Consider the following 16,559-nt stretch of genomic DNA (forward strand, 5'->3'; position numbering starts at 1 on the left):
TGGAGACCATCCATGGATTTAAGCAGCGTCCCGCGCGGCGACAATGTTCCCAACGAAGTCAACGTCATCATTGAGATTCCGTCGCACGCGGAGCCGGTCAAGTACGAAATGGACAAGACCACTGGGGCCATGTTCGTCGATCGCTTTATGTCCACGGCCATGCACTACCCCTGCAACTACGGCTATGTGCCCCACACCTTGTCGCTGGACGGCGACCCCATTGATGTAATGGTGGTAACGCCTTACCCGCTCATCCCCGGATCGGTAATTAAATGCCGCCCGATTGGCGTGCTCAAAATGACCGACGAATCCGGCGATGACGCCAAAATTCTGGCACTACCTATCGACAAGCTGTTCAAAGGCTATCGCAATATCACCAGCTTCCGCGATATGCCCCCCCATCTGCTTGACCAGATCGCACATTTCTTCGAGCACTACAAGGATCTGGATGAAGGCAAGTGGGTGCGAATCGCTGGCTGGGGCGGACGCGAGGAAGCACGCGAGGAAATCATGACCTCGGTGAAGATGTTCGACGAAGCGCCCGAGAAACCCAACTTCTAATGCTCACTGGCTCAATGCTCAAGGGCGCCTCTCATGCCTGAACTCACGCATTTTAACCAACAGGGTCAGGCACAGATGGTTGATGTTGGCGAGAAGGCCGCAACTCGCCGGCGCGCGCTGGCCAGCGGGCAGATTGTCATGCAGCCACGCACGCTGGACTTAATCCAATCCGGCGATGCCGCCAAGGGCGATGTGCTGGGTATTGCCCGCATCGCCGCCATCATGGCCGCCAAGCGCACGGCGGATCTCATCCCGCTGTGCCATCCGCTGGCGCTGACCCATGTCGAAGTTGATTTCCAGCCGCAAGCCGAGCCAGCAGCCATCCGCTGCACCGCACAGGTGGAAACCCGTTCCCAGACCGGCGTTGAAATGGAAGCCCTGTGCGCCGTACAGATTGGCCTGCTAACCATCTATGACATGTGCAAGGCCGTGGATCGCGGCATGACCATGACTGAGATCGGACTGGTTGAGAAAAGCGGTGGTCAGTCCGGGCATTGGCAACGCGATCTTGATATGGACGCTCAACTCGCATGAATCCTGTCTTTCAACGCGCGCACTTTCTCTCCGCCGCCTCCGGGCTGGATCATGCCCCGACGGATCAGGGCGCCGAGGTCGCCTTTGCCGGACGCTCCAATGCTGGCAAATCGAGTGCGCTCAATGCCCTGTGCCATCAAAACCGGCTGGCGCGCACCAGCAAGACCCCAGGACGCACCCAGCAGTTAGTGTTTTTCCAGCTCAATGACGCGCACCGCCTGGTGGACCTGCCCGGCTATGGATTCGCCAAGGTTTCAGTCGCCATTAAAGCTGGCTGGCAGCAACTGATGGCCAATTACCTGGCCGAACGCCAGTCCCTGCGCGGCCTAGTGGTACTGATGGACATCCGCCACCCGCTCACCGAGGTCGACCGCCAGATGCTGGCTTGGGGCCAGGACGCCGAACTGCCGTTGCTGATTCTGCTCACCAAGGCCGATAAGCTCAAACGCGGCGCCATCGACAAAACCCTGCACCAGGTGCGCCGTGAGCTGACCGGATTACCTGACGGCAGCGCGCTGCTGGCCTTTTCCGCCCTGCGCGCCATCGGGATTGAAGCCGCCCAAGCGTGGGTCAGCGGACAACTGGCACTTCACTCATCCTCCCTGGCTCACAACCACTCGCCGACTTGACGCAAAGCGCCCGCGACTCAGCAGGATGGCGCCATCCAGCCATCATGGAGATTTCAGTATGCCGACACTTAAAATTCAGACCAATGCCCCCTTACCAGACGCTGCCTGGGATGTCCTGCTCACCAGCGCCTCGGCGCGCATGGCCGAACTGCTGGGCAAACCGGAAAGCTATGTGATGGTGATCGCTGAGCCGACCGCCAAGATGTGCTTTGGCGGCTCCCAAGCACCGCTGGCTTATCTGGAGCTGAAAAGTCTTGGGCTGCCGGAAGGGCGCACGGGTGAGCTGTCTGCGGCCCTTACCGAGTTGGTTGGCGAGCACTTGGGCGTGCCGGCTGGGCGTGTTTATATCGAATTTAGCTCACCACCCCGGCATCTGTTCGGCTTCAATGGTGGCACCTTCTAGGCGGCATCGGTAAACTTCAGGGTTTTACCTGACGGTTGGACGCGATGCGCACTTCCCAATTCCCCCTCAACACCCTCAAGGAAACCCCGGCCGACGCCGAGATTGCCAGCCATCAACTCATGCTCCGCGCGGGCATGATCCGCAAATTGGCGGCCGGACTCTACACCTGGCTGCCGCTAGGGCTGCGCGTTCTGCGCAAAGTCGAGTCCATTGTACGTGATGAAATGAACCGCGCCGGCGCGCTTGAGGTCGCTATGCCAGCGGTACAGCCGGCTGAACTTTGGCAGGAATCCGGACGTTGGGAGCAATACGGCCCTGAACTGCTGCGCATCCGCGACCGCCATCAGCGTGATTTCTGCTTTGGTCCCACCCATGAGGAAATCATCACCGAGGTCGCGCGCAATGAATTGCGCAGCTACAAGCAACTGCCGGTGAATTACTACCAGATTCAGACCAAATTCCGCGACGAAATCCGCCCGCGCTTTGGCGTGATGCGCGCGCGCGAATTTCTGATGAAGGACGCCTACTCGTTCCATCTCGATCGCGCGTCGCTGGCGCAAACCTACGAGCAGATGTACCAGGCCTACAGCCGCATCTTCCACCGCTGTGGACTTGATTTCCGCGCCGTGCAGGCCGACACCGGCAGCATCGGCGGCAATGCCTCCCATGAGTTTCATGTGCTTGCCAGCAGCGGCGAAGATGCCATCGCCTTCTCGACGGTCAGCGACTATGCCGCCAATGTCGAACTGGCCGAAGCACTGGCACCCGCTGATGCTCCGGCGGCAGCTACGGAACCTGCGCGTCTGGTTGAGACGCCCAACGCCAAAACCATCGCCGATTTGGTCGAACAGTTTGGCCAGCCCATTGAGCGCACCGTCAAAACGCTGATTGTGGCTGCGGCCCCCGCCACAGAAACCAAGGAACCGGCGGCATCATCCAGCCCCGGCCTGATTGCCCTGCTGGTGCGTGGTGATCACGAACTCAATAGCGTCAAGGCCGAAAAGCTGCCGCAGGTGGCCAGCCCGCTGCGCATGGCCAGCGAAGAGGACATCCGTGCGGCGGTGGGGGCCGGGCCCGGCTCATTGGGTCCCAAGGATCTGCCCATTCCCTGCATCGTAGATCGCGCAGTAGCCGTAACGGCAAATTTCAGTGCCGGTGCCAATCAGGATGGCCAGCACTGGTTTGGTCTCAACTGGGACCGTGACCTGCCCTTGCCGCCGGTGGCTGATCTGCGCAATGTCATTGAGGGCGACCCCAGCCCAGACGGTCAGGGCCAACTCACCATCGCGCGTGGCATTGAGGTCGGGCATATTTTTCAGCTCGGCACCAAATACAGCCAGGCCATGAAAGCCGTGGTGCTTGACGAAGCCGGCAAGGCCATCACCCCGACCATGGGCTGCTATGGTATCGGCGTCTCGCGCGTGGTTGCTGCTGCCATTGAGCAACATCACGATGAGCGTGGCATTTGCTGGCCGGCGCCCATTGCACCCTTCACTGTGGCCCTGCTGCCGATGAAGCTCGGCAAATCCTATCGGGTGCGCGAGGCCACTGAGACGCTGTATCAGCAACTCTGTGATGCGGGTATTGATGTACTCTTGGATGACCGCGATGCCCGCCCCGGCGTGATGTTCGCCGATATGGAGCTGATAGGCATTCCGCATCGATTGGTCATCGGTGACAAGCACCTTGATGATGGCAAGATTGAATACAAGGGCCGTCAGGATCAGGAGATGCAGCTGATCCCCTTACAGGATGCGGTTGCCTTGATCACCCAAAGGTTGCAGCACAACGCCGCCTGAACCGATCCGTTTGCCCCGACCCGCTTGACTCGACCCAGGCACCATTTCATTTCACCAACCACTGGCGATAGGCACGCGCGACACCAAATCCAGTCAGCGCGTTGCCAGACCATCGCCACTTCTCCCGACAAGGATAGACAACTTTCATGAGCAGAACCGAATCTTTCGACCGCGAGCAGTTACTGGCTTGCGGCCATGGCGAGATGTTTGGCCCCGGCAATGCCCAGCTTCCCGTGCCGAACATGCTGATGATGGATCGCATGACCCATATCAGCGACGGTGGAGGGCCCTATGGCAAGGGCGAGATTATCGCCGAACTGGATATCACGCCTGATCTGTGGTTTTTCGGCTGTCACTTCCCTGGGGATCCGGTCATGCCCGGCTGCCTGGGGCTTGATGCCTTCTGGCAGATTGTGGGTTTTTACCTGGCCTGGATCGGTAACCCGGGCCACGGTCGCGCGCTGGGCGTGGGTGAGGTTAAATTCAGTGGCCAAGTGCTGCCCAATGCCAAAAAGGTCACTTACAAAGTGGGCATGAAGCGCGTCATCAGCCGCAAACTGGTACTTGGCATCGCCGATGGCACCATGGATGTTGATGGGCGTGAGATCTATACCGCGAAGGACTTGCGAGTGGGGCTGTTTACATCAACTGAGGGTTTTTAAACGCGCTACGACAGCAGAGCAACACATACAAAAAAAGCGGCCCGAAGGCCGCTTTTTTCTTCAGACGATCTCGCAAGATCGTCTTAGTGCGGAGACCACATTTAGAACTTGTGGATCATGCCCATGGAGAAGCCGCTCCAATCGGAACCTTCGACAAAATTCTCCAGGTCTTCGTCAACTTCGGTGTACAGGACGTATGCCTTGGTGCGCTTGCTGAAGTTGTGATCAAAAGCGATTGCCCATGTGTTGCGATCGCCACCAATGGCATCAGAGGTTGTCTGTCCCAAGGGTGCTGCGTTTTTAATCACGGCATTGTCGTCATAGTCGCGGCTAACCTGGCCATACATCGCCTTGACCTGATTGTTGCCGAATGCATAAGCGGTTTGAATTTGCCACAGCGATTGCCCTTGGAAACCGTCCAGCGGAATCGCACCTGTGGATGCATCAAAGCTGTTAGCAGTACCATATACAGGTTGCCCACTACGGACACTTGTCCATTGCTGTCCTGGCGCCAGATCTGACTGATCCTCGTAAACAGCACTCAGAGTAAAGCCGTTCCAATCGAGAAGACCGAGGCCAATGCGCCACTTGTTGAAGTCATCACCGACGTAGTTACAGCTACCAACGCGGGCACCTGCAGCATTGCGGCACACACCAACACCGTCACCCGCTTCACTGACAGCGGTATTCATGAACATCTCATTGCTGAGCGACTCATAAGCCAGCGATGCGAAGAAAGGACCGTTGCTGTAGATACCAGCCAGTGAGTAGGCGCCATTCAGCTGGTCAGAGTTAACATTTTCAGCTCCGTCAGCCGTTGCACCACCGGGTGCTACCAGTGCACCCATGAACTGGAAGCCGGAAAAGCTTGGTGAAATATAGGCAATGCCATTATCAACACGCAGATCCTGGAAACCGACGGTGCCATTGTAGTCCGCCATGGTGTCGGCGAACATATCCAACTTGCCGGTGGAGATTTTCAGCGGTGTATCATGGCGGCCAACCAGGAAGGAACCGAAGCCGCCGGCCAGACCGACGAAGCTATTACGTACAGAAATACCGTTGTAGCCACCCGGGATATTGTTGTCGCCAAAGTTGACACCCAATTCAACCTGATAGATTGCCTTGAGACCATTGCCAAGATCTTCGGAACCTTTGACACCAACGCGGTTTGCACGGCCTGCACCAGGCATGTAGTCGCCATTGGCATTAACGCCCCAGCCCTTGAAATCGAGGCCTTTAGTCAACTGCGTGCCATTCCGATTATAGGTAGGGACAGCCGCCGCATTCGATACGTCAGCATAATCAATCGAGACATGCAGTTTGCCGTACAGGATGGCTTCGGCCATTGCGGCGGCTGGGGCGGCCATTGCGGCTGCAACTGCCATGCTAATGAGTGTCTTTTTCATCGTGTTCTCCGCTGTTGTGGAAGTGGTGAGTGGAATCACAAAAATGTAACGCTGTCATGCTTTGCAGGTTGTATATTAGACCAGGATGCAACAACGCGCAACTTTTTTCGAAAAAAGAGACAATTTTTTTCACTTGTCTCAAAAGAGAGACAAAACCAGGCTGATCGAAAATTTTTCTTTTTATTTCAATACATTAAAAGACAAGCAAACCCGCGTCAGCCACGCTAGACAGGCGTGCACCTCCGACAATAGCCGACGTTATCGCAACAAATTGGCGAAACCGCGACACCCGATTGATGCCAGCAGCAACACCCCCCTGCGGCAAACCAGCCCAACAGCGGCTAAAGCTCAGGCAAGCAGGGTTGAACAGAAAAAAACCCGCGAAACGCGGGTTTTTACAGAAAGAATTTGGCTGGGGGACTAGGATTCGAACCTAGGTTAGCGGAGTCAGAGTCCGCTGTCCTGCCGCTAGACGATCCCCCAAGGGAACTGCTGCGATGTGGTGAATGCCAAATCAGCGCTTCGAGAATTGAGGACGCTTTCTTGCCTTGTGCAAGCCGATTTTCTTACGCTCAACCTCGCGTGCGTCGCGCGTCAGAAAACCCGCCTGACGCAATGGTCCACGATTTTCTTCATTGTAGTCAACTAGGGCGCGAGCGATGCCATGACGAATGGCGCCTGCCTGACCGGTCGTGCCGCCTCCAGTGACGGTGATGCGAATATCCAGCCGATCCAGCATGGAAAGCGCCTCAAGTGGCTGGCGCACGACCATGCGGGCTGTCTCGCGACCAAAAAACTTATCCAGCGGCTTGCCGTTGACATCAATCTTGCCGGAGCCCGTGGTCAGAAAGACTCGCGCAGCCGCACTCTTGCGCCGACCGGTAGCATAGTTTACTTGCATCATGGTAGAGAGAATCCCTTACTTGATTCTTTTTGTGCTTGATCTGGCCGGCTGCCTGCGGACCGGCAGTAAATAGGGGCTAAATTTCCAGCGGCTGAGGCTGCTGCGCCGTATGGCGATGCTCGGCTCCGGCATACACCTTCAGCTTCTTGAACATCGCGCGACCGAGTGCGTTGTGCGGCATCATTCCCTTAACCGCCGCTTCTATCACGCGCTCTGGGTGACGCGCGAGCATGTCGGCAAGGTTGGTCGAGCGCAGATGACCGATATACCCCGTGTGGCGGTGGTACATTTTATTGGCGAGCTTGGTCCCCGTCACGCGAATTTTTTCGGCATTGACCACCACAATATAGTCGCCTGTATCAACATGCGGCGTATATTGGGGTTTGTGCTTGCCGCGCAGCCGACGCGCCAGCTCCGTGGCCAGGCGACCCAGTGTCTTGCCTTCGGCATCCACCAAATGCCAGACGCGGCGCACTTCGGCAGGCTTTGCGCTTTCAGTCGTCATAGTGTTTAGGCTCCAGAAATAGCAACCGCCGATCAGAAGTTTCCATCGACGAAAGACCGACAAGTTTAACCCAAGGATACTCACTGCGCAAGGGGTTGGGCGGCACAAAATTAATCGGGCAGGCGCAAGCGCTCCACCGGCTCACCCTTAACAATGTGCTGCTGCACAATTTCCTCGACATCCTCGCGCGAGGCATAACTGTACCAGACGCCTTGCGGGTAGAGCACCGCCACCGGCCCCAGCGCACAGCGGTTGAGACAACCGGCTGCATTGACGCGCACGCCCCCCGGGCCATCCAATCCAAGCTCCTTGATCCGCGCCTTGGCATAGGCGCGCGCATCAGCCGCGCCCTGCTGATGACAGCAGCGGCGCCCTTCCTCGCGCTCGTTGAGACAGAAAAACAGATGATGGCGATAGTAGGACATGGCAGAAGTTCTCCTGATCGACGATCCGCACTGTTGGCGGTTCGCAGTTCGCATACTACATCAGCTCCGCCCGGCACAGCCGCTCCAGCGGCTGGGAAACAGACTTTCCAGCGTCCGGGAGCGGGTCAGCAGCGCCACGCCCAAGGGATGACCACGATAGCGCACGATCACCTGCCCGGGACGGCAATCCGCCCACTGCTGCGGTCTGGGTGTTACGCTGGCACGCCTCAGATAGGCATCACGCTGCTCTTGGCTCAGTTCCATCACTTGCCGAGTGGCCTGAGCTCCAAACAGCAGGGCACCTGCGGTGGTCAGCTTGGGCGGGCGGATATTGGTGCGATGAAAAAACAAGCCCCGCCCTTGAGCACTTGGCTGCGCCGGTGGTTCATGGTCAGCCGCCAGCAGATGTAGCCCACGTCGGGTTTGGCGCTGCACGCGCAGCCCCGACCAAATCGTTTCCGGCCAGCCGTAGTGCTCAGCCAAGGCAGGCAGCCAGCACTCGTCATCGACGCCAGCGTCCAGAACCGCCGTGTCGCCGGGCTCCAGTTGCGGCGCATCTGGCGTCTTCTCCATAACCGCGACAAAAAAGCCTCCGGTATCCGTGTGATGTGGCCAGAGTCTTAAACAATTAGCCAGGGAGGCGTCCAGCGTGCGCCCACCCCAGGCGGTCAGCCCCGGACGACCAGCCAGCCCAGGCAATCGCGCCGGCAACAACCGCAGCCGCCCGGCTTGTTCCTCCAGCACCTGAGCCACAATGCACTCATTTTCCTCGGGGGCAAAGGTGCAGGTGGAATACAGAATGCGTCCACCCGCCCGGCACAGTTGCACCGCTTTACGCAACAGGGCCAGCTGGCGTCCATGTAAACGCGCATTGGTCGCCAGAGTGTCGGGATCAAGCCGCGCAGCCAGACTGCGATGGCGCCTTAGCGTCCCCTCGCTGGAGCAAGGTGCATCGACCAAAATACGATCAAAGGCACCGGCGGCGGCTGGATAGTTGCCCCCATCCCCCCAAGTGGTGCTGACATTGACAATCCCCAAGCGATCCAAATTGCCCTGCAAGGCCGCGATGCGCTCACGGGCAAAATCATTGGCCAGCAAGGTGCCGCGATTGCCCAGTGCCAGCGCAATTTGCGCGGTCTTACCGCCCGGCGCTGCGCACAGATCCAGCACCCGCTGCCCCGGATGCACATCCAGCAACCAGACCGGCACCTGCGAGGCGGCTTCCTGCGCATGCGCCAACCCGGCACAGTACCACCAACGCTGACCGGCCTTAAAATCAACCGGCAGGCGCAACGCCAGCGGGCTCCAGGGGTCGCGAGCGAGCCCCGGCAGTTCCCCGCCCTCCTCGGCAATGATCAGTGCCTGCAGCTCGGCCACATCCGTGCGTTGCGGATGCGCCCAGATGCAGGCGGGTAACGGGCGTTGCAGCGCGGCAATGAATGCCTCCCAATCACCAGCCTGTTCGCTCACCAGGGACTGATAGCGCGCCATCACCCGCCGCAGCTGAGCGGCATGCCCCAATTCAGGACGCCGTGCATGTCGCTCCGTCATAAGCTGAAGACGCTCACAACCGTACCGAACGTCGGAGCATCGGACTCGGAAAAGCAAAAAATCATTGTAAAAATTAAGAAAACTTCAGATACGATGCGAGTTAAATCCAAGACAGCCGCTAGACGTGCCACAGACATCTGGGCTTGAATAGCACAATCTCGCGTAGAATTCAGCGGCAATTTATACCCTTATGTCCTGTGCCATTACCAGCGCCTATGAAGCTCGGAGAACTCAATGACGGCGGCTTCCTACCCTAGTCTCTCAGGCGCGCCGCCGCTGCGGCACATGTTGGCCGAGCTGATTGCGACGCCCTCGGTGAGCAGTGTCAACCCGGCGCTGAACCATAGCAACCGTCCGCTGCTTGAGCTTCTGGCGCAGTGGCTGGAAGACAGCGGCTTTGCCATTGAGATGCAGAGCGTTCCCGACGAGCCCGATAAAGCCAACCTGATCGCCCGCCTTGGCACGGGTGAGGATGGACTGGTGCTGGCTGGCCACTCCGACACCGTCCCCTATGACGCCTCGCTCTGGCACCAAGACCCCTTCGTCATGACCGAAGCCGACGGACGCCTGTATGGCCTGGGCATCTGCGACATGAAAGCCTTTCTGGCTCTGGCTATTGAGGCCGCGCGCGGCCTGCGCGCCGAGCAGCTCCAGGCACCGCTGATCCTGCTCGCCACGGCCGATGAAGAATCCGCCATGCACGGGGCACGCGCGCTGCTGGACGCCGGATACTCACTCGGACGCCACGCAGTTATTGGTGAACCCACCAACCTGCGCCCGGTCCGCGCCCACAAGGGCGTCATGTGCGAAGCCATTCAGCTGCTGGGTCAAAGCGGTCACGCCAGCGATCCGGCACTGGGGCGCAGCGCACTCGAAGGCATGCATGAGGTGATGGGCGCCATTCTGCAATGGCGTGATCAACTGCAAGCACGCTATTGCAATGAACTGTTTTCCGTGCCCTACCCCACTGTCAACCTGGGGTCCATCCAGGGAGGGGATAATCCCAACCGCATTTGTGGTCAATGCAGCTTGCAGCTGGATATCCGGCTGCTGCCGGGCCTGGAGGCCGCAACCCTGCGTGCCGAGCTGGAAGCATTGATCGCCCCCATTGCCGAGGCGCGCGGACTGGACTGGACACTGAACGCGCTGTTTCAGAGCATTCCCCCCGGAGCCACGGCCGCCGACGCCGAAATCGTGCGCGCCGCCGAGGCACTGACTGGCTACCCGGCAGAAGCGGTTAACTTCGGCACCGAACTGCCGTTTTTCAATCAGCTCGGCCTGGACACCATTGTGCTCGGCCCCGGCGACATCGCCCAGGCGCACCAGCCGAACGAATTCCTGGCGCTTGAGCGCATTGAGCCCACGCTTAGGCTTCTGCAATCGCTGATCGGTCGCTTCTGTCAGCCCGACACTACAGGACGTTAGCCTCAATACATTCTGGCGACAACAGGCAGATGATTATGCTGAACGCGGAACCCCATTCCTGGAAGCACAAATATCTCCAAGTGCTCAACACCCTAGAACTTGAACAAAAAACCCATTGCGAGCAGGATCAAGCCCTGCGTCAAGCCCTCTCACGTCTGAGCCTAGCGGTTGAAACCAACGATGAGCAACTGAACAGCGAACTCAACATTCTACGTAAGACGCTCCGGGGCGGGGGCGAGATTCAGTACATCCAGCAACTGATGGAGGACATTTCAGCCTCCATCCTGCGCGTCGATCTGCGCCAGAACACAGTCAATGACATTGATGCCGCCCTGCGCAGCCACGAACGCAGTCTGGAGCACATCCGCGTCCCGCGTGAATTGCGCAAAGCCACCCGACAGCTCAAGCAGAGTCTGCAAGCCGCGCGGAAGAAGGCTAATCTGCGCGCCGCACTGACGGCCTATTCACATTACACTGCCGAGGTGACTGAATGGATTGACACGCAGCCTATCCCCAACAGCTCAGGCCTGTTTGAGCGAATCTTCGCGCGCAAGGAGGAGGCCACCGCCGCTCCAGACGACAGGACATCCGCACCGGAGGCCCAACCGCAGCCAATCCAGTCCGAGCTGCCACCTTTTAATCTGCCCCCCTTCAATCAAGTGCTGTTTGATCTGCTGAGCCGCATTGATCTGCCGGCGGAGTTTGACAGCCAAACCCGGCGCATCGGCGAGTGCCTGCACCAGCCCCCCACCACAGAGCTGGCCAGCACCGCCGTCATCGACATCGCCGACTTAATGGCCAAATCGCGCCATCAGCTGGAGCGGGAAAAGAAAGATCTGGAAGGCTTTCTGTCGCAACTGACCGAGCGACTGCAAGCACTGGATCGCCATCTTGGGGAATCATTTGGCCTACGCGAACGTGCCAGTGCCGAGGGCAGCGCCATTGATGACAGCATGTCGGCCGAGGTCGCGCACATTCACCGCTCCGTCGCCGAAGCTCAGGATTTCAGCGGACTCAAGTCTTCTATTAAAACGCACCTGGAAAATATCCAGGTCCAGATCGAAGCGCGCAAGGAGCTGGAGCAAACCCAGCTGGAACTCGCCCTGGCCGATGCGGCGCATTTGCGCGAATCCCTCGCCAAGGTCGAAACGGAAAGCCAGCAGCTGCGCGAACGCCTGCGCGAAGCCCGCGAGCGTGCCCTGCATGATGGACTGACTGGCCTGCACAATCGCCTGGCTTACGATGAATACATCGGCCAGGAAATGGAGCGCTGGCGCCGTTACGCCAGACCAGCGGTACTGAGCATTTGGGACATTGACCATTTCAAGCGCGTCAATGATCGCTTCGGCCACATCGCAGGCGACAATGCATTGAAAGCCATTGCCAGACTGTTGCAGGATGCGACCCGCAAAAGCGACTTCCTCGCCCGCCTGGGCGGCGAGGAATTCATGCTGCTCCTGCCTGAAACCGACATCGAGACAGCACTGGAGCTGGCTAATCGTCTGCGCGAACGGGTCGCAACCCAGCGTTTCAAGTATCTGGGTCAGCCCGTGCCACTCAACATTTCCTGCGGCCTGGCCACCTTTATTGCCCAGGATACGCCAGAAGCCCTCTACCACCGCGCCGATCTTGCGCTCTATCGAGCCAAGGAAACCGGGCGGAATCGTTGCGTGGTATTTGAGCCTGGTATGTTACCCAAACAAGCACCGCTCGACAGCGGGAGCCGCACCGCGAAGAAATAACGCCAACCGAGATGAAGTGCTGCGCTTTACCGGTCGCATCGTCCGAGCGCGCAGACGCCGCCTGTCAGTGCGATATACTTCCGGAACGACGCACGTTTAGCCACACAATTTTTAACCACAGAGAAAGGTTTGCCCATGTCTGAATACAACGCGGAGGATGTCCGCAACATTGCGCTGGTCGGTCACGCCGGCAGCGGAAAAACTAGCCTGGTCGAGGCGCTGCTGGCAAGCACCCAAGCCATTCCTGCCCCCGGCAGCGTTGCGAAAGGCACCACGGTGTGCGACTACGATGCCATGGAGCGTGAGTTGCAGCATTCACTGGATGTAGCCATTACCGCCTTCAATGCCAACGGCAAGCATGTCAATCTGATCGACACCCCCGGCTTTCCGGATTTTCTCGGTCGCAGCCTATCGGTACTGTCAGCGGTGGAGACAGCCGCCATTGTCATCAATGCTGACAGCGGCATCGAACCCGTCACCCAGCGCCTGTGGAAGGCCTGTGACCGGCGCAATCTGTGCCGGATGATCATCATCAACAAAATCGACTCCGCCGATTGCGACCTGGCCGCCATTACCGAGCAGGTGCGCGAAACCTTCGGCACCGAATGTCTGCCCATCAACCTGCCGGCCGACAACGGTCAGCGCGTCATGGATTGTTTTTTCCAGCCATCGGGCGGTAGCACCGACTTCTCTTCGGTTGATGAAGCACACAATCACATCATCGATCAGGTAGTGGAAGTCGATGAAAACCTGATGGAGCTGTATCTGGAGCAGGGCCAGGAACTCAAACCCGAGCAGCTGCACGACCCCTTCGAGGAAGCGCTGCGCGAGTCGCATCTGGTGCCCATCTGCTACTGCTCAAGCGACACTGGCGCCGGCATACCCGAGTTGATCACGATCCTGGAGCGACTGATGCCCAACCCGGCCGAGGGCAATCCGCCCGCCTTCATGAAGGGCGAAGGTGCAGATCGCAAGCCGGTGCAGATCACACCCGACCCCGGCCAGCATGCCATCGCGCATGTATTCAAGATCATCAACGACCCCTTCCGCGGCAAACTGGGCATTTTCCGCATTCACCAGGGTCGCATTGCACCAAACAGCCAGCTGTTCATCGGCGATGCGCGCAAACCGTTCAAGGTGAACCACCTGTACCGGTTGCATGGCCATGACATGCTGGAAGTCGATGAGGGCGTGCCGGGCGATATCCTAGCCGTTGCGCGCGTCGATGACATCCATTTCGATGCCGTGCTGCACGACTCCCATGATGAGGATCATTTTCATCTGGAAAGCATCGAATGCCCAGTGCCGCTCTTTGGCCTGGCCATTTCGCCCACCAAGCGCGGCGATGAGCAGAAGCTAACCGACGCCCTGCATAAACTGGAAGCCGAAGACCCCTGCTTTCATGTCGAGCATAACGCCGCCGCCAACGAAACCGTCATGCGCGGTCTGGGCGAATTGCATCTCAAGGTGCTAATGCGCCGACTCGCTGAGCAGTTCCATGTCGAGGTCGAAACCCGCCCGCCCAAGATTCCCTATCGCGAAACCATCAGCGCCAAGGCCGAAGGCCATCATCGCCACAAAAAGCAAACCGGCGGCGCCGGACAGTTCGGCGAAGTCTATCTGCGCGTGGAGCCGCTGGATCAAGGGGAAGGATTTGATTTCATTGATGCCACCGTGGGTGGCAGCATTCCGGGACAATTCATCCCTTCGATTGAAAAAGGGATCCGCCAGGTCATGGAGGAAGGCGCCGTGGCTGGTTATCCGATGCAGGATATTCGCGTGACCGTCTACGACGGCAAATTCCACCCGGTCGATTCCAAGGACATTGCCTTTGTCACCGCCGGACGCAAGGCCTTCATTGAGGCCGTTGAGCAGGCCAAGCCGGTGGTACTGGAGCCCGTGGTCAAGATCCGCATTGTGGCACAAGACAGCGCCATGGGTGATCTGGCCGGAGACCTGTCCTCACGACGCGGGCGCATCAATGGCAGTGAAACCAAAACGCTGGGGCGCGTCCTGATTGATGGCGAGGTGCCACTGGCCGAACTCGAAGGCTATGAATCCCGCCTGAAGTCTCTGACCGGCGGTGAGGGCACCTATGGCATTGAACTCAGCCACTATGCGTCTGTTCCAGCCTCGGTGCAAAAGCAACTGAGCGACGCTTTTCAGCGTACCGAGGATTAACAACTCCCAATCAGCGCCTGCCCGCTTGGATGATGCCAAGCGGGCCGCGCCGCTGGCTACAGCAAAGCACCGGAGCTGGGTGAGTTCAGCTCAGCGGTCAACTTGGTGCGCGCGTTGCAGTTATAGCTCAGGCAAACATATCGAGCCTGCGCGCCAAAGCTGACAGGGTACTGCCCGGCCTGGCGCCTTCCAACGCCATCAGCGCCTCGCTATCATCCTCAGCCTCGCCGCCATGCGCTGCTCCATGCCCCCCTTCACCGGCCGCCTCGTCGTGGGGCTGTGGCGGTTGATCGGACACGGAGGCGTCACCAAGCGCCAGACCATCCTGCGCCAACGCCTCGCGCAGTCGCGGCATTGCAGCTTCCAACACATCGCGCACCACCGGATTGGTGGAAACAAAATGCACATGGGCTTTATCAATATCCAACGACACCCGCACTTCCATGGCACCAAGGCTCGGCGGATGCAGTTTGAGTTCCGCCACGCCACCGCGCGCCCGCGCAATGATGGCTATGCGATCTGCCAGCTGCCGGGTTCCATCGGAAGTCAGTAAGCGCGCAAGATCGAATGCCTTGGTGCCTTCGGTGGTATTGCTGGAAGCGGTTGACTCGGCACCACGCGCTGTCGTCAGAGAGGCTTTCAGCAGTGCCAATCCATCCGTTGGTGAACTGTTAATGCCTAGCGTAGCCGAGCGATCCGCCGAGCCACTGCGCTCCCCCAAGGCTTGCGCCACAAAATCGAACAAGGGTCGTGGCAGTTGATTATCTGCCCCTCCCTCACGTGGCTGGTGGCCAACGCCCAGTAGCTGACGCAAGCGCGCCAGAAGCGCAACATCGTCCTCCGTCGAACCCTCGGTCGATTGCCCAACACCCAACAACTGACGTAAGCGCGCCAGAAGCGCAACATCGTCCTCTGTCGAACCGTCGGTCGATTGCCCAACGCCCAACAACTGACGTAAGCGCGCCAGAAGCGCAACATCGTCCTCCGTCGAACCGTCGGTCGATTGCCCAACGCCCAACAACTGACGCAAACGCGCCAGAAGCGCAACATCGTCCTCTGTCGAACCATCAGCCGACAGCTCAGCTCCAAACAACTGACGCAACAAAAGGTTAACCCTTTCATGACCGGCTTCTTCATCGCCAACCAAGGTCTGCGCGCCTGTGTCTGCGCCGGTCAGCCATTGCTGTAGCAAGGCCGCCAGCGCCGCTTGGGCCTGCGGATCCTGCCCAACGTCGTCCTGATCATGATCCTGAGCATTTGACTGCAAAAAGAGCTTCAACGCAGCCAATGACTTGGGCGCCTGGGATGCGGCTTCGCCAAGCAGCGGCAATGCATCGCCGCTGGCGGCCGTCAGTTGCCCCTGCAACAGCTCCTGAAGTTGCGCCAGCATAGCCGTGACATCCATGCCTTCAAGCTGCTTGGGATCAATGCCAAGTTCAACCAGCAAACCGCCGAGCTGTTCTTCCATGGCCTCGGTAAAAACACCAGCCGCCTCCTGCCCAGCAGACGCCAGTGCACCGTTTCCTCCCAGCACACCTGCTAGCACCGAACGGCCTTCTACCATTGCCTGTTGCGTTCCGACCATGACAAAGTGCCTCTTTTGCTCGCGAATAGTCCCGGCACATGTCTGCGTTGCAATGCGCTGCACATGAAGACCGGCGTTTTGACATGAATACAATCTTCATGCCAACCCCCAAGCTGTCTAAACCGCGCCTAACCTGGAATACGTAGTTTTTCTTCCTCTGGGTCGAGGGCGATCTTTACCCACAGGCGATCCGCTACTTCAAAGACGTTGCGGTTGATGTTCTTGGCGAATTGATGCACGCGCT

Annotated in this window: 16 protein-coding genes and 1 tRNA gene; 10 read left to right on the forward strand and 7 right to left on the reverse strand. The window is 58.8% G+C overall.

All coding sequences use genetic code 11. The features are described 5' to 3' along the window. Positions 1-12: 12 nt before the first annotated feature. The 6 genes from ppa (at position 13) to fabA (ending at position 4,588) form a co-directional block, all read left to right on the forward strand. On the forward strand, positions 13-561 hold the full coding sequence (ppa, locus tag CKO36_RS08570; RefSeq protein WP_200283416.1) for an inorganic diphosphatase: 549 nt from the start codon (positions 13-15) through the stop codon (positions 559-561). A gap of 33 nt (positions 562-594) precedes the next feature. Beyond that, positions 595-1,095: a cyclic pyranopterin monophosphate synthase MoaC gene (gene moaC / locus CKO36_RS08575; protein ID WP_200283418.1), complete on the forward strand. Its 501-nt coding sequence runs from the start codon at positions 595-597 to the stop codon at positions 1,093-1,095. Beyond that, positions 1,092-1,724, forward strand: coding sequence for a ribosome biogenesis GTP-binding protein YihA/YsxC (gene yihA, locus CKO36_RS08580; protein ID WP_200283420.1), 633 nt, complete (start codon positions 1,092-1,094; stop codon positions 1,722-1,724). Before moaC ends, yihA begins: the two co-directional genes overlap by 4 nt. 58 nt (positions 1,725-1,782) lie before the next feature. After that, positions 1,783-2,127 carry a phenylpyruvate tautomerase MIF-related protein gene (locus tag CKO36_RS08585; protein WP_200283422.1) on the forward strand — a complete coding sequence of 115 codons (345 nt, stop codon included), beginning with the start codon at positions 1,783-1,785 and terminating at the stop codon, positions 2,125-2,127. 44 nt (positions 2,128-2,171) lie between these two features. Then, a complete protein-coding gene (locus CKO36_RS08590; protein WP_200283424.1) occupies positions 2,172-3,926 on the forward strand; it encodes a proline--tRNA ligase in 1,755 nt (584 codons plus the stop codon). A gap of 146 nt (positions 3,927-4,072) precedes the next feature. Then, positions 4,073-4,588 carry a 3-hydroxyacyl-[acyl-carrier-protein] dehydratase FabA gene (gene fabA, locus CKO36_RS08595; RefSeq protein WP_200283426.1) on the forward strand — a complete coding sequence of 172 codons (516 nt, stop codon included), beginning with the start codon at positions 4,073-4,075 and terminating at the stop codon, positions 4,586-4,588. Between the two features lie 101 nt (positions 4,589-4,689). Here fabA and CKO36_RS08600 read toward each other — a convergent pair whose 3' ends face one another. Next, the gene (locus CKO36_RS08600) at positions 4,690-5,997 is read right to left on the reverse strand and encodes a porin (protein ID WP_200283428.1); all 1,308 of its coding nucleotides are present in this window, start codon (positions 5,995-5,997) and stop codon (positions 4,690-4,692) included. A gap of 85 nt (positions 5,998-6,082) precedes the next feature. Here CKO36_RS08600 and CKO36_RS08605 point away from each other — a divergent pair, with 85 nt between their 5' ends. Further along, positions 6,083-6,421 carry a hypothetical protein gene (locus tag CKO36_RS08605; protein ID WP_200283430.1) on the forward strand — a complete coding sequence of 113 codons (339 nt, stop codon included), beginning with the start codon at positions 6,083-6,085 and terminating at the stop codon, positions 6,419-6,421. On the opposite strand, the gene CKO36_RS08610 is transcribed toward CKO36_RS08605, so the two are convergent. From CKO36_RS08610 to CKO36_RS08630, 5 genes are all read right to left on the reverse strand, one after another. Further along, a tRNA-Gln gene (locus tag CKO36_RS08610) sits at positions 6,407-6,480 on the reverse strand. The genes CKO36_RS08605 and CKO36_RS08610 overlap by 15 nt on opposite strands. Before the next feature lie 31 nt (positions 6,481-6,511). Beyond that, positions 6,512-6,901 carry a 30S ribosomal protein S9 gene (gene rpsI / locus CKO36_RS08615; RefSeq protein WP_200283433.1) on the reverse strand — a complete coding sequence of 130 codons (390 nt, stop codon included), beginning with the start codon at positions 6,899-6,901 and terminating at the stop codon, positions 6,512-6,514. A gap of 76 nt (positions 6,902-6,977) precedes the next feature. After that, entirely contained in the window at positions 6,978-7,406 is a 429-nt protein-coding gene (rplM, locus tag CKO36_RS08620; RefSeq protein ID WP_200283438.1) for a 50S ribosomal protein L13, read from the reverse strand. Positions 7,407-7,516: 110 nt separating this feature from the next. Further along, entirely contained in the window at positions 7,517-7,831 is a 315-nt protein-coding gene (locus tag CKO36_RS08625; protein ID WP_200283441.1) for a (2Fe-2S) ferredoxin domain-containing protein, read from the reverse strand. A gap of 60 nt (positions 7,832-7,891) precedes the next feature. After that, positions 7,892-9,382, reverse strand: a complete 1,491-nt coding sequence (locus CKO36_RS08630) for an RsmB/NOP family class I SAM-dependent RNA methyltransferase (RefSeq protein WP_200283444.1) — start codon at positions 9,380-9,382, stop codon at positions 7,892-7,894. Positions 9,383-9,616: 234 nt separating this feature from the next. Between CKO36_RS08630 and argE the strand changes: the two genes are divergently transcribed. The 3 genes from argE (at position 9,617) to fusA (ending at position 14,730) form a co-directional block, all read left to right on the forward strand. Continuing rightward, the gene (gene argE / locus CKO36_RS08635; RefSeq protein ID WP_200283447.1) at positions 9,617-10,807 is read left to right on the forward strand and encodes an acetylornithine deacetylase; all 1,191 of its coding nucleotides are present in this window, start codon (positions 9,617-9,619) and stop codon (positions 10,805-10,807) included. Positions 10,808-10,842: 35 nt separating this feature from the next. Beyond that, positions 10,843-12,549: a GGDEF domain-containing protein gene (locus CKO36_RS08640; protein ID WP_200283449.1), complete on the forward strand. Its 1,707-nt coding sequence runs from the start codon at positions 10,843-10,845 to the stop codon at positions 12,547-12,549. Positions 12,550-12,684: 135 nt separating this feature from the next. Then, entirely contained in the window at positions 12,685-14,730 is a 2,046-nt protein-coding gene (gene fusA / locus CKO36_RS08645; protein WP_200283452.1) for an elongation factor G, read from the forward strand. 127 nt (positions 14,731-14,857) lie between these two features. Here fusA and CKO36_RS08650 read toward each other — a convergent pair whose 3' ends face one another. Next, a complete protein-coding gene (locus CKO36_RS08650; protein WP_200283455.1) occupies positions 14,858-16,315 on the reverse strand; it encodes a flagellar hook-length control protein FliK in 1,458 nt (485 codons plus the stop codon). Positions 16,316-16,559 lie beyond the last annotated feature (244 nt).

The organism is Rhabdochromatium marinum (assembly GCF_016583795.1).
Taxonomy (GTDB): Bacteria; Pseudomonadota; Gammaproteobacteria; order Chromatiales; family Chromatiaceae; genus Rhabdochromatium; species Rhabdochromatium marinum.

Bases quoted from the DNA above. Each gene is read 5' to 3' on its own strand.
- CKO36_RS08585 (WP_200283422.1), top strand. From the start codon at position 1,783: ATGCCGACACTTAAAATTCAGACCAATGCCCCCTTACCAGACGCTGCC.
- rpsI (WP_200283433.1), bottom strand. From the start codon at position 6,901: ATGATGCAAGTAAACTATGCTACCGGTCGGCGCAAGAGTGCGGCTGCG.
- ppa (WP_200283416.1), top strand. From the start codon at position 13: ATGGATTTAAGCAGCGTCCCGCGCGGCGACAATGTTCCCAACGAAGTC.
- argE (WP_200283447.1), top strand. From the start codon at position 9,617: ATGACGGCGGCTTCCTACCCTAGTCTCTCAGGCGCGCCGCCGCTGCGG.
- CKO36_RS08630 (WP_200283444.1), bottom strand. From the start codon at position 9,382: ATGACGGAGCGACATGCACGGCGTCCTGAATTGGGGCATGCCGCTCAG.
- moaC (WP_200283418.1), top strand. From the start codon at position 595: ATGCCTGAACTCACGCATTTTAACCAACAGGGTCAGGCACAGATGGTT.
- yihA (WP_200283420.1), top strand. From the start codon at position 1,092: ATGAATCCTGTCTTTCAACGCGCGCACTTTCTCTCCGCCGCCTCCGGG.
- CKO36_RS08650 (WP_200283455.1), bottom strand. From the start codon at position 16,315: ATGGTCGGAACGCAACAGGCAATGGTAGAAGGCCGTTCGGTGCTAGCA.
- CKO36_RS08590 (WP_200283424.1), top strand. From the start codon at position 2,172: ATGCGCACTTCCCAATTCCCCCTCAACACCCTCAAGGAAACCCCGGCC.
- CKO36_RS08640 (WP_200283449.1), top strand. From the start codon at position 10,843: ATGCTGAACGCGGAACCCCATTCCTGGAAGCACAAATATCTCCAAGTG.
- CKO36_RS08600 (WP_200283428.1), bottom strand. From the start codon at position 5,997: ATGAAAAAGACACTCATTAGCATGGCAGTTGCAGCCGCAATGGCCGCC.
- fabA (WP_200283426.1), top strand. From the start codon at position 4,073: ATGAGCAGAACCGAATCTTTCGACCGCGAGCAGTTACTGGCTTGCGGC.
- fusA (WP_200283452.1), top strand. From the start codon at position 12,685: ATGTCTGAATACAACGCGGAGGATGTCCGCAACATTGCGCTGGTCGGT.
- CKO36_RS08605 (WP_200283430.1), top strand. From the start codon at position 6,083: ATGCAACAACGCGCAACTTTTTTCGAAAAAAGAGACAATTTTTTTCAC.
- rplM (WP_200283438.1), bottom strand. From the start codon at position 7,406: ATGACGACTGAAAGCGCAAAGCCTGCCGAAGTGCGCCGCGTCTGGCAT.
- CKO36_RS08625 (WP_200283441.1), bottom strand. From the start codon at position 7,831: ATGTCCTACTATCGCCATCATCTGTTTTTCTGTCTCAACGAGCGCGAG.